At 51.7% G+C, this 25,420-nt stretch carries 7 protein-coding genes; all 7 read right to left on the bottom strand.

Annotation, left to right across the window (positions count from 1 at the left end; all coding sequences use genetic code 11):
* Nucleotides 1–261 (bottom strand): hypothetical protein (locus AC0YNZ_RS25935; protein ID WP_475829355.1); only part of this gene is annotated, 261 nt, incomplete at its 3' end.
* Nucleotides 262–930: 669 nt separating this feature from the next.
* Nucleotides 931–2,808 (bottom strand): fibronectin type III domain-containing protein, encoded by a 1,878-nt coding sequence (locus AC0YNZ_RS25930; protein ID WP_475829354.1) that lies wholly within the window; start codon nt 2,806–2,808, stop codon nt 931–933.
* Nucleotides 2,809–2,855: 47 nt separating this feature from the next.
* Nucleotides 2,856–3,854, bottom strand: a complete 999-nt coding sequence (locus AC0YNZ_RS25925; protein WP_475829353.1) for an RCC1 domain-containing protein — start codon at nt 3,852–3,854, stop codon at nt 2,856–2,858.
* 303 nt (nt 3,855–4,157) lie between these two features.
* Nucleotides 4,158–5,177 carry an MFS transporter gene (locus tag AC0YNZ_RS25920; RefSeq protein ID WP_475829352.1) on the bottom strand — a complete coding sequence of 340 codons (1,020 nt, stop codon included), beginning with the start codon at nt 5,175–5,177 and terminating at the stop codon, nt 4,158–4,160.
* Nucleotides 5,178–5,621: 444 nt separating this feature from the next.
* Nucleotides 5,622–13,415 (bottom strand): SpvB/TcaC N-terminal domain-containing protein, encoded by a 7,794-nt coding sequence (locus AC0YNZ_RS25915; protein ID WP_475829351.1) that lies wholly within the window; start codon nt 13,413–13,415, stop codon nt 5,622–5,624.
* Nucleotides 13,416–13,455: 40 nt separating this feature from the next.
* On the bottom strand, nt 13,456–16,704 hold the full coding sequence (locus tag AC0YNZ_RS25910) for a Tc toxin subunit A-related protein (protein ID WP_475829350.1): 3,249 nt from the start codon (nt 16,702–16,704) through the stop codon (nt 13,456–13,458).
* A 15-nt stretch (nt 16,705–16,719) separates the two neighbouring features.
* Nucleotides 16,720–24,384: a neuraminidase-like domain-containing protein gene (locus AC0YNZ_RS25905; protein WP_475829349.1), complete on the bottom strand. Its 7,665-nt coding sequence runs from the start codon at nt 24,382–24,384 to the stop codon at nt 16,720–16,722.
* Nucleotides 24,385–25,420: the final 1,036 nt, after the last annotated feature.

Here is a 25,420-nt window from a genome sequence, read left to right as displayed (position 1 = left end):
ATTACCATTGGGATCATCATAAATGACGGTTTCCGTCACGTCCGTGCGATTCTTGATCCGAACCTTGTTATCAGTTCCCTTGTAAAGGATTCGGGTATCGTCGAAATCCAAAATCGTTCCTTCCACGTTATCTACCGGAATTACTGAAGAAGTACTCTCTGCTACCACCGCGGAACCGGCCTCAGCGGCGGCTGCCTGGAAGGACAGTAGCAGCGTCAGCAGCAAAAATCCACAAACTAAAAGCATAAACCATCGTCTCATCCATCTTCACTCCATTATTTTTTACCTTAAATCTACCATATTACCAAAATCTACGAACGTGCTCATTGCACTATTACAAAACAAATCTACCAAAAATATCAACACAACCATCGGTATATTTCGCATTGAATGAACTCAATATTAAAAAATATGGTTTTTAAGTAAAAAATCGGTCATTTAGAGATGATTATTGATGTGAAGAAGCATGCATTTAATTAAAAGAGGTTTGAGGAATTTGGTTGATTTTGGATGAATTGACCTCTTAGAGCGCAATCCATCAGGCAACTTGCACAGAATCAATAATTTACCTGAACAGGTTTGTTGATGTTATGAAGTAATTTGGCGGCGGGGCGTAAAGGTTCTGCCGTCTTTTGTGTTCCTGAAGTAGTTGGCGGAAAGAGGTTTATGTTCTTTTAACAACAATTTTCGGGAGGACATGAGTCGTGGGTAATCAGACAATCCACATTCGTCATAGCGTTATCTGCCCGATCGTTCAGTAGGCTGCCGAACGGTTTTCGGCTGTTCGAAGAGGGGGAGGGACCTCATGAAGGAAAACTTCTGGAGGCCCGAGGATCTGCGTCCGGCCTTATCACCAAATCGCGGGTGCAAAGAAGGCCGCGGAGCGATCCCGCAGCCGATCATTAAGTTTCCGAATACATAGCAATATCTTCAGTGATTGTCGTATTTGATGCTCACATAGACGAAAACTTTCTTATCCGGACTAAAATCATTGCCCGTATGTCCCTTAACTCTCCACTCCGCTTTGTAACCACTGGGCACCTCGGTAGCACTGTACTCGGTACCACCTGTGAGTAACGTCGTATCTTCCGGCAATCGGTTGCCCTCGCCCACGGTCTCCAGACTAAGGTCATAATTTTCCCCTTCCGGGGAACCCATGGAGATCTTAACGACTCCATGGAAACCTTCCGGGGGGCTCCAAGATCCACTCAACTCTTGTCCTGAGAACGAAATGTACCCGTAATATAACGAAAACTCATAATTGGACCCGCCGGCTTGATAAGCTTTGGAATCGGAAAGCTGGAGTTGGTTCGGATGAATCTGATACAATGAACCGTCGTCAATCCGGTACCATACGCCATACCGGGATTGTTCACCTCCAGGACCGCTTATGACATGCTCCCGGTAGTGCAACTCTCCCGGACCGCTGAAGGAATACAAGAGTTTGCTCTCTTGGGCGGAATAAAGGTAAGTTGTGTCTTTAAACGTGTACACCACCGTGCCGTCCGGTGCCAACTGTTTGATGGAGAGAGGCACGTTTGTCCATGACGTCAGATGAGGAGCTGCATAAACTTGTTTTGTCACACCTTCCGGTGACCGGACATACAAGATCCAACGCTCTGTTTCCTTGTTATACTCCTTATAGGCAATCCATCCGTTGTTGATCTGGTACGACTTTCTTGGGTCGTCAAAATAATCTGCTGCTCCTTGAAATGGGTTCAAGGCTATCGTGGTAATCTGGCCATCGGCGCTGCGAACGCGGAGCGACCACTTGAAATATCTTCCGTCATACTCCATGAGTGCGTTGTAGAGTATGTTTTTTCCGTCCGTCAATGGCCCTTTGTATTTATTTGGGTAGTCGGGTGAAGGCGGCAAATACGTCGTCATCGTACCGTCGGGGGGATGGCGGGCGATGCCGTTAAGATACTCATAAACGACCGTACCGTCAGCCGACAGATCGATTTCGTTACTATTAAGAGAATAAGCATTAGGCAATCTATGGGACTTTCCCGTCTTTACATTCACAACGCTGTCCATCAATACCGCAAAATTCCCTTTTACTTCGTTCACATAGTCAGGCCGCCTTCCCCCAACCTGTCGAACCGCACCGTCCTTCCAATAGTACGGCTCGGGACCTCCGTTTGACGAAAATAAGGTATAAACAACGCCTTCAGCGGATAACTTTGCCGGTACCGCTAGCAATGCGTCAGGATCAACGTACGTCTCCTTTCCTTTCGGCCAACCGATGGTATAATCGGACCCGGTGGCATCGTGAACCTTTACTTGGCTTCCATCCGTTCGATTGTACAGCCAGAGCACCTTATCGCCGGTTTGTTTCCACAAAATACGGCTTTCGTCAAAGTCGAGAATGGTTCCGTTAAATCGGTAAAGCAGCGTTTCCTCTTTTGGTACTGGATAATATGCAGCAGTAGTGACCATCAATTCTTTCTTCGCACTTAGGTTGCCATCGGCATCGACAGCGAGCAGTGAAAAGAGATAGTTCGACTTTGGAGAGAGCCCCTTCACTTCATAACTGTTCACGTCCCCGTTCAGGGTAGCCAGCACCGTGTTTTCTTGGTATACCAAGTACTTGTCTACACCCGTTTCATCCGTTGCCGACTGCCAATTCAGCTGTACGCTGTTATAGGTCAGATCGGTAACCGTCAGCACATCGCCCTCAGGCCACTCTGGCGCTTCAGGACTGGAAACTTGCACTGGAGTATAACGGTCTGTCGTGCTTCCATCGCCGAGTTGGCCAGATCGATTATCCCCCCACGCCCAGACGGTTCCGTCGCTTTTCAACGCCAAACTATGCGAAGCATTCGCCGCGATGGCGGATACCGAATCGAGATTGGTTACTTGAACGGGGGAAGAACTGTTGGTCGTAGTTCCATCGCGAGTTGGCCAGAATGATTATGTCCCCACGCCCAGACGGTTCCATCGCTTTTGAGCGCCAAAGCATGCACCCCGCCCCCACCCGCTGCTATGGCTGCCACCGAACCGAGATCCTGCACTTGAACGGGAGTATAACGATCTGTCGTGCTTCCATCGCCCAGTTGACCAGAACCATTCCTTCCCCACGCCCAGACGGCTCCATCGCTTTTGAGTGCCAAGCTATAAGAAGAGCCCGCAGCAACGTCGATCACCGAACTGAGACCCTGTACTTCTTGAACAGGAGTATAACGGTCTGTCGTGCTTCCATCGCCCAGTTGGCCTTCTTCATTACTTCCCCACGCCCAGACGGTTCCGTCGCTCTTTATTGCCAAACTATGGACATCACCCGCAGCAACATCGATCACCGAACCAAGACCCTGTACTTGAACAGGAGTATAACGGTTTGTCGTGCTTCCATCGCCCAGTTGACCGAGATAATTCGCTCCCCACGCCCATACCGTTCCATCGCTTTTTATTGTCAAATTATAATAAGTGCCTGAAGCAATGGCGACCACAGAGCTTAGATTGGTTACCTGAGTGGGAATATAACGATAGGCCACGCTTGAATCGCCCAGTTGACCATTCCAATTCCCTCCCCACGCCCAGACGGTTCCGTCGCTTTTGAGTGCCAAACTATGCTCAATACCCGCAGAGATGGCGACAACCGAATCGAGCCCCCGCACTTGAACCGGAGTATAACGGTCAGTCGCAGTTCCATAGCCCAGTTGGCCATATTCATTGTTTCCCCACGCCCAGACTGTTCCGTCCTGTTTGAGATCGAGAGTATGACCCGATCCTCCTGCAACCATCGGACTCTCTGCTACCACCGTGGAACCGGAGTCCGCGGCAGTTGCCTGAAAGGGTACAAGCAGCGTCAGCAACAGAAAGGTACAAACTAAAAACATAAACCGTCGTCTCATCAATCTCCACCCCATCATTTTTTACCTTAAATCTACCATATTACCGAAATCTACAAATCTGCCCAATGCACTATTACAAAACAAATCTACCAAAAATATCAACACAAACATCGGTATATTTCGCATTGAATGAACTCAATATGAAAAAATATGGTTTTTAAGTAAAATTTGGGTCATTTAGAGATGATTATTGATGTGAAGAAGCATTTAATGGCATTTAATTAAAAGAGGTCTGAGAAAAGTTGGTTGATTTTGGATGAATTGACCTCTTAGAGCGCAATCTATCAGGCAACTTGCACAGAATCAATAATTTACCTGAACAGGTTTGTTAATGTTATGAAGTAACTTGGCTGCGGGGCGTAAAGGCTCTGCCGTCATCCCCGCCCCCGCCGCGCCGGCCGCGAAGGAGCCGCATATGATCGCGAGTGGTTTCGGATCGAGCCAATAGACGAGCGGGTAGACGACTCCGAGTACCGCGGACACGAGCATAACCGGCATCGCCGAATGGCGGTCGATGACGGCTCCCCATATCGGATTGAACAGCAAGGCGGCGGAAGTCATGACGATGCTTAATATCCCGATTTGTTCGAACGAAAGCCCTAGCTTTTCCAGTTGATAGATCGGATATAACGAGGAAGGAAGCAGCTGAAAAAACTCGTACACGAACACGCCGAGCAGCAGCAGCTGGAACGCCCTGTCCAGCTTGAGCGCGGTGAAGGAATCCCTTAAGCCCGAATCGGCCGCTCTCGACTCGGCTGCGGCAAGTGGTTCGCGAATGCGGCTGAATACGGCCATGCCGGCAACGCCCAATCCGAAAGCGATAAGAATCGCCAGGCGGAACCGGTCCTCAAGCCAGCTGCCTCCCGCATAGGTTCCGACAATGACGGCGATTCCGCCGGCTATTCGAACGTAGGCCATGTAGCTCGCCCTTTTGTCATCCGGGTAAATCGTGTTCATCAATCCGACGTAAGACGGCATGGCCACGCTGAGCAGCACGAAGAACATCACCGTCGACAGCACGAGGACGGACGATTCCGTCGTGAACGCCATGACCAGGATGAAGAGGCGCGCCGAACCGTGAAAAATAAACAGCAGCTTGACCCGGTCGGCCTTCTGAGTCAGTCTGCCCCAGAGCAAGGCCAGCAAATTTGCCGCCGCGGGAGCCGCCGCGATGGTTGCCGTATCCCAGGCATTACCCCCGTACTTAAGCGCCATGATGGCCAAGAAAGGCAGGATCATCCCCGACCCAAGGCCTCCTAGCACCGTCGCGGCGATCTCGATTTTCAAGTTGCGTAACGCCAATACCGCCGAAATTCGCTCCAATGTCCGCACCAGCCTTATATCTACGCTCTATAAATTGTATGCGAGCGTAGACGGAGGCTTGTATAATAGAGTGAATGAAGATTTCCTAAATATTTTGGAGGAATATCAATAGATTGGCACGATTCGGACGATCGAGTATCGGGGATAAAATGGAAAGTCCGTCACCTTCCTAAATTAGGAAAATGACGGACTTTTTCTTACTGCTTTCCTTTCATTAGGCTGATACGCGAAGATGGGCCGCTATTCCTCGAAAATGTCCTGCCGATTGATCTAGCGTATTTTGCTTCTCTTGTTTATGTTCGCTTTTATCCAACTCAGAAATTTCATAGAACATTCGTTCGATATGTGAAACCTCCAAAACTTTATTTTGATAATTTTCTGCTTCCTCTTCGCCGATAATATTGCCGATTTTGTTATAATCAGAAACTCAGCGCAACTCGAAATTTAAGGCTCTCCCTTTTCTTTTGTTCTGTTAACTATTAAGTTATTGATGAATGCTGTCCCAACCATTTCCGGTACAGGCGAGACGTTGTCAAGATTGGTAAGTGGTGTGGCAACAGGCCGTCCTGCTGCCCCTTGAAGGCTGGAAACAGTAGTCTGACCGGTTCTTGCATTTGTCACTGATAAGTAACTTTGAGGTGCGGCACCATCAAGATTTCTAAGCATTTTTTGTGCATTGCTGTTTCCGGAATTGGCTGCAGCTGTAAGCCGATCAATATTCCAATCATCCGCGCCTTCAATTAGTCCTCGTATATCTTCCTTTAGTACTCCTGCTTGATTTCTAGCGGATGGTGTACTTAAAATGCCTTTTGCCTCCACTACGACTTCCTCTCCTCGGAAAGGCTTCATGTTTCTGTAGCCTTGGTCCACGCCTTGATTTACTTTCCCTCCATTTGCCGGTACTCGTTTGAGGCTTCCAGCACTTTGGTAACCTGCTGCAACGAACTCCCGCTTCGCGTTAAGTTCTCCAAGTTTCTCAGAAAGTACTACTGCGCGTTGGCCTGTTGCTCCTTGTCGTTGCAACTGTACTATTTTTATCTCATGCTTAAGTAAAGCGACTTGTCCGGTACGAGCAACTTTCGAAGCGTTGCCTGCAGCTCCTAATGAAGCTGATGCAACTTCACCTGCGTCACTTAATATACGTGATGCCCCAATCGCAACATCCCAAGCATCGCCCTTGTCACTAAACCCGCGCTTAATATCTTCTACGCCTTGGGCAGCGCCAGTCCCTACCTGCAGGATACTTAAGAAACCTTTTGCTACGGTTGCTGTTGTCGCGGTAGCTGTATTAAGCAATGAAGTCCCGATATTCTTGTCCTCTACAAGCAGAGCATTTTCAAGTTGATTAAGTTTTGCCTCCAGGCTTTTACCTACGGCGGCTGGGTCATATTTTCCTTCAACATCATAATGAGAAATTGGATTGCCTGACACAAAAGAATACAACGCAGATTGATTGGATAAAAAAATGGGATCACAGCTTATCCACCTGCAAATCCATGGCGAATAATAACGGGCGCCATAATAGTACAGGCCGTTTTCCTCGTCCCGCTCTTTCCCTGAGTACCGATAGCGCTTGGACGTCTCGGTTTGGCTGCGTACCGCCTGATAGGACGTACTGCCGTATGGGTAATACTCCTCGTACGAAATAACATTTGCCTGATGATCCAATTCCAGGCTTGCTGACCCAAGGTGATTGCCAAATTGGTAGCGCAGCAACTGCTCGAGGGAACCATCCATTCCTTTTGTCCGTGTCTCTGCAAGCGCGATTCGCCGTTTGTCGTCCATGATGTGCAGCGTCTCGCGTTCCAACGCGATCGTAATGCCATCGCCGCCGTATTCACGGTAGATTTCGAACCCGCCCAGGTAGATCCGTTCCTTCATCCGTGTCGGCGTATCGCCGGTTAACGCTTGCCCCTCGGTTACTTTACGAATGCGTTGGCCGTTCGCATCGTAGACGTACCAAGTCGTCTCGGGCGTCATGCCTTCTCCGACAGCTTGCTTCGCGGTTGCCTGAAGCTGGTCGCGGAAGTCCCACTTCATGAAGGGAAGGTGCGGCATCGATGTTATATTGCCGTGCATACCCGCAGAACCATCATAACGATAGGTTTGAGTGACTGTACCGCTCGTTGTGCTACTCAACCGGTTATTCGCGATATTGCCGCCATCGATTTGGCTTATTTCTTCGTAAGCATAGGTCCGCGTCCATCCGGGATTCGCGGGATTACTGCCGCGATGCTGAATTTTCATGATGTTTCCTACCCAATCATAAAAATAACCTTCAACATACGTTCCCATCGCACTACCGTCTCCGGGGTGGGAGAGGCGGGAATGAAAGTCGCCGAACGCGTCCGGCGCCGTCGGCGCGTTAGGAACGCCGGCATTTTGCCCCAGATGCTCGCGTCCTTGCGCTTCTATGAGACGATAGACGGCATCGTAAGTGTAGGAGCTGCTCGGTTCGACGCGGCGGTTGCGAAAATAGACGGTCTGCTGGGCGTCATCGCGAATATGGGTGATATTTCCCGTCGGGTCGTACGTATAATGCAGGTTCTGTACCGCGCATCCCGGCCAGCCGGGGTGCGAAACCTCCGGGCAATCATCTGGAAAATCGGCGGTTTTTCGCTTTGTGAGCATTTGAATCAATCGGAATGTCGACTTATCGTATTTGTACTGCGTGCTTACGTAGTTGCCATAATCGATCCGCATGCGTTGTCCCTTGGCATCGTAGTCGATATTGGTTACAAACGGCGTCCACACCGGCAAGCCGTCCTCATCGTTCTTTACGCCGCGCAGGTTCGCATCTACGGCATTTAATAGACCCGCTTCGTTGTAGTCGAGACGGAACGTGCTTGAATCTGGAGAAGTTTGTTCCATCGGGCGGTTGAGCGCGTCGAAGCGAGTGCGGCTAGTAAAGATTTGCGTTTCCATCGGCACTGCGCCCGACCAATCAAGCGTAGACGTATACACCCGGGCAAGCTGGCGATTGCTGCTCAGCAAGTTCCCTTTGAAGTCATATGCATCGTTCGTCATTACGCCGGCCTGATCGTAGGAACGAACCGCTTTCCCCCGCAAGTTGAAGGTTACAGGACTTGTTTCTGACTCACCGTATACAGTGCGTCCAATCAAGGTTACGGGTCCTGTGCCTTCGATCAGATTTGATTCAATCGGACGTTGCAGCGCATCGTAGCGAGTTTGGAACGCACAGTCCCGGCTATTCCAGGAACGGAGCGGTTTGCCTGCGACATTGTTCAGTGCCCAGCGCTCGCCCGCCTCCATGCCGGCTTGGTGAACTCGGTTGCCCAGCATGTCATAACGATAACGCATGACGATCCGGTCCTGGGCGTCCATAACTTCAAGCTGATTGCCTTCAATATCGAAAATGATGCGGGTTCTGTAGATCTCCTCTGTCTGCGAGAGATCATCGCTGCCTTTGAATTTGTTATGGTCAACGGTAAGAAAGGCGCGTCCTAATGAGTCAAAATACGCTGTTGTCGGCGTATCGGCATGAATCGCCGCTTTCTCTGATGCAATTTGTTCCTCTGGACCGAGAGCGCCTCCTCTGCGACGGGCATGCCAGGTGGGCAAATAATCCGCGTCAGGCAGCCTCCGGAAAAAATCGCCTGCATCCGGATCGTCTTTCGGATCGGATATTAATACGGTATCATTCACATCCCAAGTTTTCTGCCGCCATGGATCGAATACGACCTTTTCCCACGTATGATTTGGATGCAAGGTAGCGACTACGCGTCCGACCGGGTCGTAAAAAAGAACGGGACTGACTCCGATCTGGACATCAAACTCGTAGGAATGCGTGTCCGAGAAGAACGGTTCATATTGCCTAACAGGCTTGCCTTTGTTGTTGAATATCGTCCAGCCGCTTCCGACCCAGCGGGGGGTGACATCATCCGGCGTCATCTCCGGATAACCATCAATGATAATAATGCGACCGGTTGCCGGGTTTCGCTTCGGAACCGGCCCCTTTTCCGCCCGGACTTTCTTCTGAATCTCGCGTCCGAATCCATCGGAATAAGAGAAGCAGATCTGAATTTCCGTCGACTCATCCTCATTCAAATCCGCGTCGTGAGTCACCCGGGCCAACGCGCAAACGACGACGGGCTGCGGATTTTCCAGTTCTTTCGTACGATGATAAGCGAATACATCGTAAACCAAGCGCGTGGTAGCTCGACCCAAAATGCCGGGCGAAGCGGAAAGAGGTTTTTGCAGACAGTCGGAAATTACCGCATCCGTCAGATTCGCGGCAAAATCGCTTCCCAACAAATCGCCTTGCCGCGGATTGCCATCCGTCTCAGGCTTGCCCATTACGGCAGTCCCGGCAACCATGCCCAGGGCATCGAAAGCAACGGAAATCCGGTTACGGTTCGGATCCATAACAAGCGCCGGCTGGAGCACGCGATAGTCTATGCCATTGATGACGAGCGGTCGGGAAGGATCGATGTCGCGTTCGCCGGCGGTTGTGCGATTGCCGAGGGCATCGCAAGTTTCCAGCACGAATAAATCATACCAATCGTATTTGACCAACGTCTCCGTGCTGACCGCTTCCGTATGAAACGGATCGCGATATCGGTGCGCGAGAAAAAAATGCGCCTTTGCATGAACGAGCTCCTGAAACGGGGAATCCGTTTTGCTCGATGAGTAGAACACCCGCCCGGATGGTATCCACCATTTGGCGTCGCCTTCGCTATGAACGTAACGTCCCTCGCTCTCGAGCATGTTGCCGTCGACCCGACCGCCATATGTGTCTGTAATCATTCCCGGCGTAAAAGCGAGTTTGTAACTTTCAAAAGGAAGCGCCAGCGGCATCAGTTGCTTCAGCGGAAGAGGAGCGGTCAATTCATCATGGCGGTATAGCGTACGTGTATGCTCGATCAACCTTTTCTGCACGATGCCCGCCGTCGGACTTATCTCATAGCCGATCGAAGTCACGTCATCTCCGGCATCCTGCAACTCCTTGAATGTGAATCGGCTTTTTTCTTTCGGCAATGCAAGTCCGGTTATCGCATAAGTACGGGATTCGCATGGCAGCGGTGCGCGATAGTCGTCGGCAGACTGTATGGCATTCGTAAATACATTTTCCGAATAAGTGACAACGATTTCGCTCTGCTTACCCTGGTCGCGCTGCTCGAGATCGGCATCGGTATTGCGCCTGACATATCCGATAGCGGCGGTTTTCATTACGTTCCCATACTTGTCCGCCTCCAAAGTCACGGTATGCGCAACGCGAGGATCCTCGGAATTCCGCTCGTAATGGTAGACGATCGACTCTCTTGGATGCGTAAAAAAAACGGCATGACGATTACCGGCCTTTTCTTGCAAACGTTCGACGGTAAAGTTTTGTTCGGATACCGTATAAGGATGTTCGGCTTTATCCGTTCTGTCCAAGGCATAAACTTCCTGACGGAGCATCGAGCCTTTCAGGGCCCGGCAAGCTTCGCGTTCTTCCTCCGCCGTCCATTTCGGGTCAAGAACGGTATCGTCGAGCAACAATTGTTTGGCTTGATCGTTCTTATCTTTCAGCGCGGGTTCACGGTAATATTCCCTGGCGAACAAATCGGAAATCCGATCGCGGTTCAAATAAACGCCCGTATGGTACCATGTGCGGGTGCAGACGGGAGGAACGCATGAAGATTGTTCGAAATTCATTCCTGCCGGGAACTGCGCGCCTTCGCTTAATGCGCCGACTTCTTCCGTATCCAACTGCTCCACCATGCCGAAACCGCGAAACTCCCGTTCATCCCCGTCGAAATAACCGTGGTGATATACGTAGCTGGCAACAAAGCGGTTGCGGCTAATATAATCGTAAGTTTCCACTCTATCTACGACATGAACCGGGAATGCCATTTTCGTAATCCACGGTTTTCCCGCCAATCGGTCAGCTAAATAATATTTTGAAGAGGACGCGTAATAAACCCGGGTTTCAGCTCCGAGATTGTTGGCCGAACGAATCATGAGATGCGGCTTCTGCCCGCTCATCATATCGATGAATCGAATTTGCCGGCCCGAATGACTAGGCAATGGTGATGACCAGACCAAGCAAGAAGTGCCGTTGCCGAATAAATCGACCGTCATCACCGAAGAGAGATTGCCCGCAAGGGGAAAGCCGCCCATTCGCCGCATCCCGCTCCATCCGTTTCCGCTCTGGTTAAAATACAGCTGAACGAATTCCCGCCCCAAATAAATAATGTCGGTAACGCCGGATCCGTCGATATCGGCCAAGCGAATGTGCTGCTGGTTGAATTGATCGGCATGATCGAACCAAGGCGCATTGTCCATCGTCACTTTCGCTCCGAAATGCCCATACCCCATGTTCGGCCAATAACAGATCTCGCCATTACGGATGCGCACAAGATCGGATAGTCCGTCGCCGCACATGTCGGCGAGATAGATGGACTGCGTGCCGTCCGCCAGTACCAGTTGGGGACCTTTCTCTTCCTCTTTCGGTTGGCGGACTTGCCTGGCAGAACCGAAGCCTTTTTCCCCCAAGGACGGGTACCAAGTGAAAACTTCATGCTCGGTGACGATAAGATCCGCGTGTCCGTCGCCGTTTAAATCTACAAACCGCATGTTTGGATCGTTCCATTGCGTATTCGGCAGCTGTTCGAACGATCTGAACGCTTCCCAATTCCCGTCTTCCGTACGTTCGAAAAAACCCGGTGCCGGTCCGCTGAAATCCACGATGTCTATCCTACCGTCTCCGGAAAGATCCAAAAGTTGCTGGTTTCCCCCGGACAAATTGGCAGTCGAGGGTACGGCCGCTACTAGCTGAAGCGGACCGAACCGTCCTTCGCCCAAGTTCGGTTTATAGTGCCAAGCGCCGGCCTGTTCCGACAGTATGCCGGATAGACCTTCTCCGTCCAAGTCCACCCACTGATAATGCGATTCGTCCAATCCAACCGGGAGGTTATCCAGACTATCTGCAGCAAGCTCCCGAATGTCTTCTTGGATGATTGCCTTGCTGTACTCGAACTCCAACGGAGGAAGCGTTTTTTGAACATAGGCCAAATATTTGGCCTGATTGCGCTGCAGCATAGGAATGGAATCGTCGCGCACGTAACCCGCCTGAGTAACCGAACAGAGGAACGAGGCATAACGGGTGCTGCCATGGTAAGCAAGCTCCTGTTCGGGCGGATATTGCTGCGAGTAATCAAAGTCCCGATACTCAAACTCGGTCGAACGAACCAGGGAAGGATCGTTTCCCAGTTCGGCAAAACGGTGAAACATCAGCAAACGGCGGCACCGGCGATAATAGCGGACCTCAAACCCGGGCCGATAGGAGGAGTAAGGATCCGGACGCTCAGCCCAAGTGCTCCTCGTCGTCTCCCTTGATATAGTGGCACGAATATACCTGTTCTTCTCGTTCTTGTTCATGGCGGGTTCCGGGTCGAACGCCAAGCAGTGTCCCTCGTCATAGTCAAATACCGCTTCGAACATCCACTCCGCATTTGTCAAATCCGATTGGAGCAGGCGCGAGATTCGGTTGCCATACTTGATGCGCTTCAAATAACGACCGGACGTACGCACCCGATTGCGCTCATGGACACGATTCAAATCGATATTGGCATCGTCTTCCTTTACGTACTCGTATACAATGGCGTTGCCTTTATCGTCGTAGCTTTCGCTTATCAACCATGTAAAAACGCGATTGCGATCGCCGGCATCAAAAATCCGGCTTTCTTCCGTTTTTCCATATATAGAGGTAATATTGTCCCGCGAAATGGAACGCCAATAGATTTCTCCGGAATGACGGTTGGTCCAACGTTCGATGCGCGCGAACAATCCCTCGATCCGGGGGCGGTAACGATGTATCGTAACATCAGGTACCGTATCCGGATCCTCCCAGCGTTCTCCGTTCCCATCGAGAACGGGAACCAGATCTTCCCCGCCGGACAAGAGATATACGTCAGACTCGTCAACATCGCGGTATTGGGGCAGCCCTTTGTCCGTTTTGCGCGAAATAGTCGGGATGGACAGACTCCATCCGAAGCCGAAAGGGCCGTTTCCGTTACCGGAATCATAGGAGAGAGACAATTGCGGCCCGAATCCGGAACGCCCTGGACTGAAGGCAAGAGGCACGGTCATGGATCCGGTACCGGTAACCGGGTTGGCGGAAAACTTCTCGCCGATGCCCCGGATCGCTCCGCCGCCCTTCGGGAGAGAAATGGACGGGGCGGAGAACGCCTTTTGTCCTTCGGCGTTCTCGTTTGATTTTTTTTCATCGAGCATAAGCTGCTTCTCTCCTTTTTCACGCGGTCCGACTTGCCGCTCACATGGCGTACTTGATCAGAACGAACGCTTTAGCGTCTTTGTCCGGAGCAAGCGTAAGATCAAATGCTCCATCGTCATTCAGCTGTTGCGAAAGATCTTCTAAATCAAGGTCCGTAATTGTGAACGTTGCAATCGCACCGTTCTTTATCTCATACAACTGTATCCCGGCGATGGCAATATCTTTGCCCTGCGTGAAGTAAGGAAGAAAGTCCCGCTTCACCTTTGCCGCAAAATCCGCGTTGCCGTTCACGAATCTGTGCCACTCGCTAGGAAACTCGTGCGGCAGACTGAGCAACAAGGTTAACCCTGAGGCAGTCGCCTCGCCGACCAGTTCAGTGATATAGGTTGAGGTGTCGTCACGCAATGGCGTACCTCCGTTCCGTGCCGTATAGCGCATATGGAGGATTACATCCGTGATCGTGTTATAGTCGAATTGCCGGAATTCCGTCGGCAGTTCGAGCCTCCAAGTACTTTCCGCTCCGGCGCCTTCGAAGGGCAGCAACCTGTCATCGCGCAGATTCGATTCGAACAGTCCGCCGTCGTTGTTGCCGCTGCTGGTCACGATCGATTGGACCGAGCCGTAATAGTCGATAAACCGTGAATCCTCGCTGCCTTGCCGCTTGTAATCTTCGCCCGGCAGCGGGGATTTTCTGATAGAGCTCTTCAACAGGGTGAGCGTGCAGTTGACGTTGGTATAAGGCCCGGTTACCGAAGGAATGGACAAGCTGACGTTTTTGATCCGCCTCATGTAATGACCGGGACAATCGAGATCGAACAACCATTCCGGCAACTTTACCTCGCATGAGCAGGAAACTTTCAAGTCCAACAGCGCCTTCGGATCGAGCTGCCGCAGGGAAATGTTCTTGTTCAGCTCGTATTCGCGCTTGTTGTTCTCGTAGTAGGCCATTTCCATCCGCTTCAAATCCAGATGAAGCATCTCGCCGGAGAGCAGCCCCTTGCGTCCTCCGTCCCAATAGTTGAACTTGATATAGCCGGCGGAATCCACTTCCGGACGCATCAGCTCATGCTTCATCGTCTGCTCCGCCCTACGGGCGGTATCGAACGCGAAACGATAGTATTCATAGTAGAGCCGCGAAATTTCGCCTTGCATCCAAGCGTATAACTCCTCGTTCGTAAACTTCTCCCGAAGGAAACGGTCTGTTTCCTGGGCATGCTCGATCTGCTTCTTGGTGTTCGTATATTCGCGGTAAGCGATTTGCTCGGCGATCAGCGCGCCAATGATTTGCTTGCCGATCTGCATCAGCTCGCGGGCTGCAAGATTATGCTGCAATATCCAATCGTCGGCGCGGCGTTCGTAGGAGGCGGTTTGACCGACCAAAGTCGCGGCGCTATCCGCTAATGATGCAAGGGTTCCTTTCGCACGTGAAACCGCTCCGCCGACGTTCGAGAAAATTTGTCCGATCGGGTATTCTATTTCCGCACCAAAACCGAATGGTTCTACATGAACCTTGGGATACGGCAAGACGGAAAGTACTGAAGTGATTAGATCGAATGCAGCGGAATCGACCCTTAAACCGGCGCTGACAAGCGGCAGCACATTTAATGCCAGTGATTCTTTCGCGGAGAGATAGAGCTGTCCCTCAGTCAACCTATCAGCCACGTTTAATATTGAATTCGAATCGGCCAGATTCAAGTTCGGATGGCTTAGCATGGTCAACGTCCGATCGTACTGACCTACAAAAGCACTGTAGGCTTCGTCGAAGTTTTCCTCGGACAGCTCCCGCCGGTCAAGAGGAAACGTATCCGGCGCGGCATTGCCGTCCGGGGTCAAGCCGAGCAAGCGTTGGTTATAGCGATAGCGTTCCAACGCGCTTCCGCGGCTTCGCAGCAAGGAATCGGTGGCTTCCTGAGCCTGCTTCCATTGCAAGAAGCGAACCTCCTGCGCCATTTGCTGAATTTTGATTTCATGGCTCTGCCGAAGCAGCGCCATGCGCTCGCCCTCTCCCTTCTCGATCGCCGACAGCAGTGCGGAGCCGAGCCCGCGCACCTCGCCGCAAAGCTCGAGCGCCTTCTGAATCATCAGCAAAGTCCGCACAGGGCCGACCGGTTGATTCAATCCGCCTGCGATCGTACCGATAGGGATTCCTGCTGCCGCCGCTTTGACCATCATGCCTGGATCGATCTTGGGGTCGAACAGCGCGAGCTGGCGCGCTACCCCTTCGATATTCATGCTGTTACGGATTTTAAAGAGCCGGTCTGCAACCGTGTCCCAATAGCCGATCATCTTCTCGTTCCGCGGAATACTGAAGTAGAGCGTACGCCCGATGCCGTACAAGGGTCCGGCAAGATCCGTATCCGCGCCTCTTAATTGTGGAAGATCGAAGTTGAAAGGGAACTTTCCTTCCAGGTCCACTAACGCGTTGCCCATGGCATCGAGGCCTTGTTTTTTGAGATCGGCGAACGTTTTCGGTCGCGTCGTTCCCCGCTCCGGAATGCGCTGCGGACGTGCGCCGAGCAAATTCGCCGCCATCACGTAGCGCTGCGTCGCTTCGTTGATGGATTCCACCGTATCTTGGCGGAATAAACTGTCGCCCCAAGCGATCAGGTTATCCAAATATTTCATGACGACCGCGTACTGGTAGGCTAGCAGCCTTGTTCGGGCGACGGCATGCGGTTGAAACGGCTTGTTTTTGATCGCCGCATAACCGTTGAGCAAGGATTTTCTTTGCTTCGTCTCGGTAACGTCCGGATCGGACTTGCTGAGCAGCGCCAGCAATTCGTCAATCTGGGTGATGTCGACTTGATCCTTGCGAAAACCGAGAAACTTCCAAAAACGCTTAGGGACCGGAAGCGACGTGTCGTTGCAGGTAGGATCGAAGATGTAATGGAACCAGCGCTGCGCTTCGGCAAAGCGCTGGTTTTTGCTAAGATGTACGGCGATGGTGAACGGAATATGAAAGAGCAGCTCCCAATTGTAGTTCGCATAAGGTCCGCCTTCGAGCAAATCTATTTCCTTATCATGATGATTAATCTTGACTGTAGCGTTCGTCAGCTTGTTATACAGTTGACCGAAAAAATCTTCCTTCTGCTTCTCGAGAAACTTCGGGTCGAGCATCCCGGGAAGCGAATCTTTGTTCAGTTTCTCGATCAGCTCTCCGACGAACGGATGAAAGAAGTTTTCGAACGTATAGGTGAATTCCGTATCGTCCGTGTATGTTCCCCACCCCTTCATTTTGGTGTACACGACATCCTTTTGCGCATGATTTTCTGCCGTAATGTACGTCACAGGGCGATCCCCTCCTTAGAATGTTTGCTTTCCTGGAAATTTCGCACCGGACCAGCCGATCTGCTTGCCTTCATAAGGAACGGTTCCCCCAGTGGCAAGACCCACGCGAATCGTGGCGCTGTTGGCGACGTTTATGAGCATAGAGCTAGAATCAGAGACGCCGAATACTTGCGGGTTAACAATCAAGTCAATCCGATCTTCGACAGGCTCGGGCAACGGTATCCGGACGATTTCGATCCATTTATCCGGAATGACCAATTCCGGGATTATGTAATCGAGCTGCTTCGGAGTTTTAATGGGCATATACCATTTCCATTCCGGAATCTTTACGAGGCGCTTCGTCGTACTGACATAGAAAACATGACGGTTGTCCTCATAGAAGAACGGCGCCGTCCACCGATTATTCAACGGATGTCGAGGCTCGACCGTGCGGTCTTCCATCGGGTTTACCAAAACAGGACGCTTTAATGGCGATGAAAATAACCCTTCTTGGTAAGTAACCGTGAATCTGTTTTCTTTGTCCGATGTATCCAACGTACGGAATAGGCTGTCGAGTGATGACAGGTCAATGTCAAGCAGCGCTTCGTTGAGCACCGGCAAACTGTGCGTATTGTAAAGGGTAAACGATGGATAATTCGGACCGGATATATCTATCCTTAGGGCTTTCCCCTTTTCGGATACCGATAAAAATATGCCGGAGCGGTCAAAGGCATTGCTTCCCGTAAGCTCGTACAGCCCTAATTCGGCCGGCTTGTTGACGTCCGAAGTTTTGACCGGCTGCCACTTTCCGTTATAGTGCTCGCTCCAGCACAGGATCGCCTTTACCGTTATTTTCGGTGCGCCGACGGTTGAGATGTCCGAAACGTTCGGCGGCAGATGGAGCGGCGCTTCTTTGATGATTTTTAGCCAAAACATGAAGAGCCTGCCCTTCCACACGACAGGGGTGACCGGATCGTCTTCGATATCCTGCTTGATCTGTTCCCAAGGCGTCCAATATCCGTATTCGCGGCGCCGGTAGTAATATTTGCGGTTCGCGCCGGAGGTGCGGGCCACGACATGAGCGATGTCGTCGGTCTCCTTCGTGTTAGGGTCGTCTTCCACATAGTGGATGCCGCAAGGCTCTAATTTGGCCACTTCTTCTAGCTTCGACAAATAGTTCAGCAGCGCGGTCGCAGCCGAATATTCCGTAATATCGCTCTGAAGCAATTCGCTCATCGTCTCCTTGAAGAACGGCGACTGATCGTCGCGGAGCTCGGGCTCAAGCCAATTTTCCGGGTACAGGAACACTTTGCGATTGGCTTCCCATACGCGATAACGGCTCATCCACTGCCAATGCTTCGCGTTGATCGACGATGAGGCGACCCGTTTCTCCAGATTCATCAGGCAGCGTTCGATAAAGAGCTGGACGGACGATAGCGCGTGCCGAATTCTTGAAGTTTCCGTATTCGGTTCCATCTGCACGTCCATTAGGAAGTACTCAAACAGCTTTTCCGGCGTATCGATATGTGCCGTGGCCGCCGTTTCGCGCATCTGGTGAAGAATATAGGCAACCAGCGCATTCCGCTGCAGTGCGCGCATTTCGTCGTTGATGGGCTTCAGCACTTTGAGCCAATCGTTATTCGCGTACCGCGAGCGCAATGCGTTCTGTAAATGGCTTACGATGAGGGAATCCGGCTCATTGGCAGCGGCTTTGATCAAGACGGACGCAGGAACGCCCAGCTTCTTCACCCAAGCGTAAGCATCGTAAATCCGGCTGAACGTATCCATATGTTGTAAATCGTTGACAGTCTTGCCGAACCGGACGAGCAGCGCATTCAGCGAGTCCGGTTCCCAGCGGGTCAGCGCAAACAGCAGGCTGTCCTGTCTCTCGACGGACAACGCCGGTTGTTGGAGCACTTGAAGCAGACGCTCATCGCCCGGCGCGAGAGCGGCTTTCATTCGGGCATAGTCGAGCAATCCCGTGAAAGCCTTGAACAATCCGGCGGAGAAGGTACCGTCCGGGCTTCCCGTTGCCGGCAAACGGTTCAGCCAACCCTCGCCATTCATCCGGTAATCGGAATGGGAAGCGAAAAAGGCGGTTTCCGCGCTCGTCAGTTTCAGCGCCGCTGCCAGCATATCGGTCTTCATGAACCGGGTATAGGTGTCGCGCAGACGGCCGATCAAAATCCCCGAATACAAAACCTTCGCAGGGATGATCTCCATTCCTCGGCCAACCGTTTCCCAGCGGACGACCATTTTGTCCGATACTTGCTGAACCTTGAGCGAAAGCGAATAGAGCTTGCCTGCCTCCAGTTTGATTGCCGATCCGTTGCTCCACGCTGCGCCGTCATTTTGAAGCACGAGATCAACCCCGCCAAGGGCAAGCGTCACCGCAGCGCCGGCATCCGCTTCGATATGAAGGTTATAAAATCCGTTTTCCGGCGCTTCCAAATATCCGCTCCATACGGCGGAGGCGAGGTCGGCATTCGGGCTTTCCGGAAGTTTGTTATCGTCGGCGGCCGAATAGGCCAGCTTGGCTTCAACGATGCTTGAAACTTTATGGATCACGCCCGTAGTTTTGTCTTTGAAAAAGAACTCTGCCGAAAGTCCCGGCGATTCCATTGCCGTTAAATCGATTAGCCCCGGGCTGCCAGGATCGGACGCTCCGTGCAAGACATCCGCATTCTCAAGCATGGCTTCAGTGAATGCCGTATCGGTTTTCGCCGCCGCGCTGATGGCTTGAAGAACATACAGGCGCTTATGCTGCCGCTTAAGCTCGGGCAAGAAATTGTCTTGGACAAGCGCTCGCCTTTGCTCCGCAGTATCTCCCGCCGCCAGGAATGCCTCATATAGGGGCTCCAACGCAGGATAACGGTCGAAAAACGCTCTTGTTTTGCGATGCAACTCTTGTACGGCCGATTTGAAATCTTCCGTTGCATCAGCCAAATCGATGAGCGCATCACGGATCGTATCGGACAAGACCCCCGCGCTATAGGAGAGCCGCTTGCTAAGGTTGTCATAGCCGATCCCCGGCGCCGTGTCCAGCATTTCCTGCTTCAGCGAAGCTTGACCGTGCGTGTACGCGACATCCGTCGTAACGCTGCGGTTTAATAAGCCGAAGAACATGTCGGCAGCTTCATTGCCGTAGATGAGCGCCATCTTCGTCCGGGCAGCCTGACTGTCCGCGTCGCCGGATATCGCGAATTCGTCCTCGATCGTGGATATTCCGGATCGGAGGAGACGGGCAAAGCTTGTAATCCCGCCATCATCCGGAGCCGACTCTCCGCTCAAATCCTGATTCCAGATGAGATATAGTGCCTGTGACGGCTTGAAAGATACCTCGCCGAGGCGTTTGCAGAAATTGATGAATCTCAAGATCGGCGAATGCTCAGGAGCTGGTAAAGCGAATGGATCTATGCCCGTGAACCGGGTCAACAGCAGCAATTCGTAAACGCTGAGTTTCAATTTCCTAGCGAGCCAGCCCCGGCGGAATACGGCGGAAACGTTGGCCAAATCGAGCGGAGTTTGGGCGTGGTAACCTAGTGCGGCGGTAATGGCAGCCAGCTCGTTTGCGTTAAGCTTAAACGCCGAGCGCAACGTTTCCGAATGGTCAAGCAAATATTCGGAGCCGTTCAAATATTGACCGTAGCCGTTGTCTGCGAACGCATTATCCTGCTTCGGCAGCGATGGGCTTAGAAACATTTGACGGTACAAGGATCCGGAACCGTACGTATCGATCGGCGCGAAACAAGCCAGCAGCGGCTGCAAATCCGTCTTCGGCTTTAAATTTAGAAGTTCCATCGCGCGTTTGACGACGCCAAGGCGCGGCAGCAAAATCCGAAAGCCCGCTTCAAGCCGCAGCAGGTTTACCGATTCGTTAGCGTCATTCGGCGTCTGACTATCCGGATAGAGCGCCATGATGGCCATATCGGTCTGTTCGATCGTCCATCCGAGCTTCTTCCAGAGCTTGATGAAACGAATCAGACGATGGTACTCGAAAGCGCGAACAGGATTGCCGTCGGCGTAACGGAACCTCAGCTCGTCAAAGCTGCACAGATTATCGGAATTGTTCGGGTCGGCAAGCGTTATCAAGCTCATGATTTTATTGAAATTGGATGGGTTCTTTACCCAAGCTTTGATATCTCCGCCGTACTGCGATACATCCAGATGGGGGGCTATGACGGCGCTGAACTGAGCGTCGCCGATCAAGTTGTTCTTGTACTTTTGCAACGTCGATATCGGTACGCCGAGCCGCTCCAGCTTGGGAATAAGCGCGGCATTCGGATTGATGAAGCGCGTTCGCGCGATTTCGATAATATCTTCATAAGAAATGTCCATCCTGCGCGTGAAATCGCGTACTTTCGAAAGCTCGGCCGGCGCGTCGGCAATAGCGGGGGAATAACCGTAAAGCTGATGCAGCGTCAACGTACTGTCGGTGAGCAGCTTATACTCCGCCCGGGAAAGACGCAGTTCCTCCATCCGAATGTCCCGCCATCCGTATTCGCTGTCGCTTGCCCTCTCCAAATCGTCATTTTTGCGCAAAGTTTCCATTACCTTGGGCAAAGAAGCTTCAAACCGCTCAAAATAACGGCGAAGGTTTTCCAGCGGCCTGTGGAACGGCAGCGATGATGCAGGCGGCAAAGGACCGCCCGCGGCCGATTTGCCTGCAAGCACATCATAGGCGACGTCGTTGACGAATTGCGGATCGGCCATCAGTTGTTCATGCGAAACGGAGTTATCGGTATTGTGGCCTTGATAGTCAGTTAATGACAATGTATGGGATACATAATACTCCAGCGTTTCGTTTACCAAATCGATATAAGGCAACGGCGTATTCGTATTCTCGCACGTGAGCGGAAGATGCTCGATATCCGGACGGCGGCCAAACAGCACTTTTTGTGGGTTTTCGCCTTCTTGGATGTCTGCCGGATCGATGAATTGCAGCAGATCCGTTAAATAAGCCGCAGGACTCAGAATGGAACGGCAGTGTTCGCAAGCGCAATAATCCATCTCGCCGAATAGCCCCTCGAGCGTCGAATAAGCGATCACGTCGGAAGCATGCGCGCCGGGACCGGCTGGCGCCGGATTCACGATTTGCGCCGGGCTGTGCACGCCGATGCCTGGCGCGTTCCTCGCGGTTAGGTACGAGACGGCAATGTTCAGCACGGCGTTATGCACTTGCTGCGACTTGACGTGGATGAGCCGGGCATTCTCCTCGCCGCCTACCTCGTTTTTGAAGCTGCGGACGAAATCGTCCCGGTTGAATCGGCTCACGGCATAAGCGGAATCGATGCCTCTTTTCAACAGTGCGTTCATCGCCCGATCATCGGGCGTAATCTGATAAACCCGCTGGAGCCGGGATATTTCTTTTTTTAAGCCGTCATCGATTTGCAAGTTGTTTTTCACTGCGTACTGCTCGACCGGCTGTATCCCGATTTCGAATTTGCCATGTTGCCCCGTCAGAAAATCGCGAACTTGGCTCTTCAGACCGCTTGTAACCGGCGTCTCGCCGTTCGCGACCATCTGCGCCACGACCGCGGTCGGATAACTGAGTCGGACTTGCGCTGCCAATAATTCGGCATAGCGGCTGCGTTTTTCTTCGTCGGACTCGCCTGTTATTTCCGGTGGAACCGGAACGCCGCCGATGATTTCCTGCCATTTGTTCGCGCTGTAGTAGCCTTTCTCAACCAGATTCAAAGAATCTTCGAGACCTCCGGTTTTATCATGAATCTGATGAATCAACGGGGCATTGTTAAGCGTCAAATAAGCAAGCTGCCCGTCGAGCTTCAGACGTTTCTCGGTCGCTTCCCCGAACGTGTCTTTTACTTCTTTCCAAAAAGGTAGAGGGTCGCCGCGATGTTTCGCGTAGATCCCGGCGAACTGCGCCTGCCGGTCCGCGTCTTCGCCCAAAGAAACAACGGCCATCTCCTTCAGCGACGATACGCCGGCAATCGCCGGGCCATCCAGAACCTGCTGCGCGGCCGCCTCTTGAAACCGTTCGACCGCTCCGCTTAAATCTATTTCCAGCCCGCTTGGAATTACGCCTTGAGTAATGGCTTGTTTCCAAATCCCCTCAACCGTCTTGGGATCTGCTTGATAGAGCGAAGATTCATGGGCAGGCAATCCCGCACGGAAAAGCGCATAGAAATAAGCCGGTTCGATCCCCGCGCTGCCGTCCGAACGATTCGTCCTGGCACTGAACTGATCGGCAAGGGCGGCAAGGGCGACCGCGCGGGCGTCCCAGCCGGTCTTATTAGCGAGATAGGTAATGTCGCTCCGGTCGTCCGTTTCTTTAAGCTCGCCCAACTTGCCTGGATAATGGCCGGATAGTGCGGTGATCAACGTCTCATGCTCCGATCGCAGTACGGAAGACGTCGCCTCATCCAACCGGACATTCAAGTCCTGAAGATTCGAGGCGTTGTATCGGACATCCGAAGCGCCGAGAAGCTTGTCCCCCTTGTACACGTACGCTTGCACGTCGGGGCGCTCCTTACCCCGATTGCGGAGTTCCGTATCCGTGAATGAAATTCGATAGCCGCCGTTGTCGTTCGTGACGGCTTCGGCGAGCAATATGTCACCCCCGACCCCCTTGTCCATAATCCGGATATTTAAACCGCCGATTCCGGCGCTGATGCGGCTGGATATTTTACCTTCGACTTGATAGGTTATTGTCTCATCGTTTTGCCCCGGGGGGGATTCCTCAATTTGACTTAATAACTCGAAACTTTTTTTTTGCGATACGACAACAAGCAGTTGCACCGTCTTCGGATCTGCCTCGCCTGTCGGCTCCAGCCCTCGGCTCTGCTGAAAGTTTTTTACTGCATTGACGGTCGAACTTCCAAAATGCTGTTTTTCCGTTTCTACCGAATCGATCATGAAATCCAACAACTGCAGCATCGCTTGCAGCGAACCGACCAGTTCCCCTTGCGTACTTCCGGATATATGAGGACCCGATGGGCCTTCCGGACCTTGTGGGCCTCTTTCGCCTTGCGTCCCCGGTAAACCTTGAATGCCTTGTATTCCCTGCTGACCCGGCGGCCCCTGCAGCCCGCGTTCTCCCTGAAGTCCTCTCTCCCCCTGAATGCCTTGTATTCCCTGTGGACCTGGTAGCCCCTGCAGCCCGCGTTCTCCCTGAAGTCCTCTCTCCCCTTGAATGCCTTGTATTCCCTGAGGACCCGGAGGGCCCGGAGGGCATTCCTCGCATTTGCTTTTTTGCTCGGTCATCGGTTTCCAGGTTACGAGGACGAGTCTCTGGATCGTCTTGGGATCGGCAATGCCGGTTGCCGGCATCGCTTGTTCTGCTTGAAACCCGAAAACCGCTTCCGTTGTCGATCCCCCGTAATAGTGCGCTTCTAATTCGCTTTGTTCAATCGCATAATCCAACACCAGCAGCATGGCATGCAAAGAAGCGACCTGCTGACCTTCCATGCCTTCTCTTAAAGTTTCTTGATTATTTTTTTGCGAGAGGAAAACAAGCAGTCGGACGGTATCCGGATCCGCTTCTCCGGTTACAGCCATCCCATGCTTTTCTTGAAACTCGTAGATTGCGGCAACGGTCGATCCGCCATAATATTGGTTCCTCGACTCCTCCCTGTCGATCTGCTTCGACAGATCCAGCGACATCAACATGGCTTGCACGGCGCTGACTTGCTCACCTTGGCTTCCTTCAGTTAATAAGACATCAAAATGGGTAAAATCCACCGTCCGACACTCCTATTCAAAAAAATATTTTCTAACTGAACCGGAAATAATCCCTGACTGTGTCCGCGACCACAATCTTTATTATTGATTCTGTTGGTTTATTTTTACAATATATCTTCATGCTCAATTATGATTCGATTTTTTCACTTCAATTCGTCAAATTGCATCATCTATCTATGCAATCATCCGAATAATTGATATTTTTTACATCATCCGACAGCACCCTAAATAGTCGTTTGGGATTATTTATTCGAACGACTGGAAGCGATGCGAAATTATCACATGGAAAAACGCGGATTCGAGAATATAGCGCAACATTTAACCAGTTCCCGGATAGCAAAATCACCTATTCGCTCGGCCGCTCGTTCGATATCGTTCCTGCCGGAACATGGGGCTGACACTCGGGGAGATGGCGTTATTTTCCATAGATCACGGCGCGGTTAACGCGTTGAATCTCGACTTTTTTCATGAGCTGTATTTGCAGTGCAAAGGTTGCAGAGGGAGTAGTTGCTTCTGGAGTCATTCATTAATGGGCAACATGTGACTTTCTTCGGCGGTCGGGTGCGGTGATGGATATTGTGCGCTTATCGCTGTCAGTTGGCTTTAATTCACATAACTGCCCGTTTGCAATAATGGCTGCCTTGCGGCAGCCTTCTCACAAATATGATTTTGTTTAAAAATAAATTGCCAGCTTATGCGTTAAACCGCCCGATACTTCCCTCGGTATTAAGGGATTTTCTCACGTTTACTCGCTCATTCGCAGGATTACACCCGCTTGGTAAATTGGATACAAAGGTATAGTAGTGGTGGTGGCATCCCCGAACGGCCATGAAGGCATACAGAAATAGAGGATAAGACTTAACTTCCTCATAATTCCATTTTCTGCACGCATTCTCCACAATGCCCTCGGAGGTTCATCCTCCCATATCTCAACGGGTCTATGCCCTTACCTTCCTTCGTTACACCTGTCCAAGGGGTGGAGGCCGATCAAGTTCAACATGCGGGTCTGTGCCCTTAAGTAACGGGTAATCGGTAC

The sequence above is a fragment of the Paenibacillus sp. J2L1-98 genome, from assembly GCF_056269405.1.
This window is presented reverse-complemented; position numbering and strand designations above follow the sequence as displayed.

Excerpts from the sequence above, each read along its gene's own strand:
- AC0YNZ_RS25915 (WP_475829351.1), bottom strand. The coding sequence starts at position 13,415 with ATGCTCGATGAAAAAAAATCAAACGAGAACGCCGAAGGACAAAAGGCG.
- AC0YNZ_RS25925 (WP_475829353.1), bottom strand. The coding sequence starts at position 3,854 with ATGAGACGACGGTTTATGTTTTTAGTTTGTACCTTTCTGTTGCTGACG.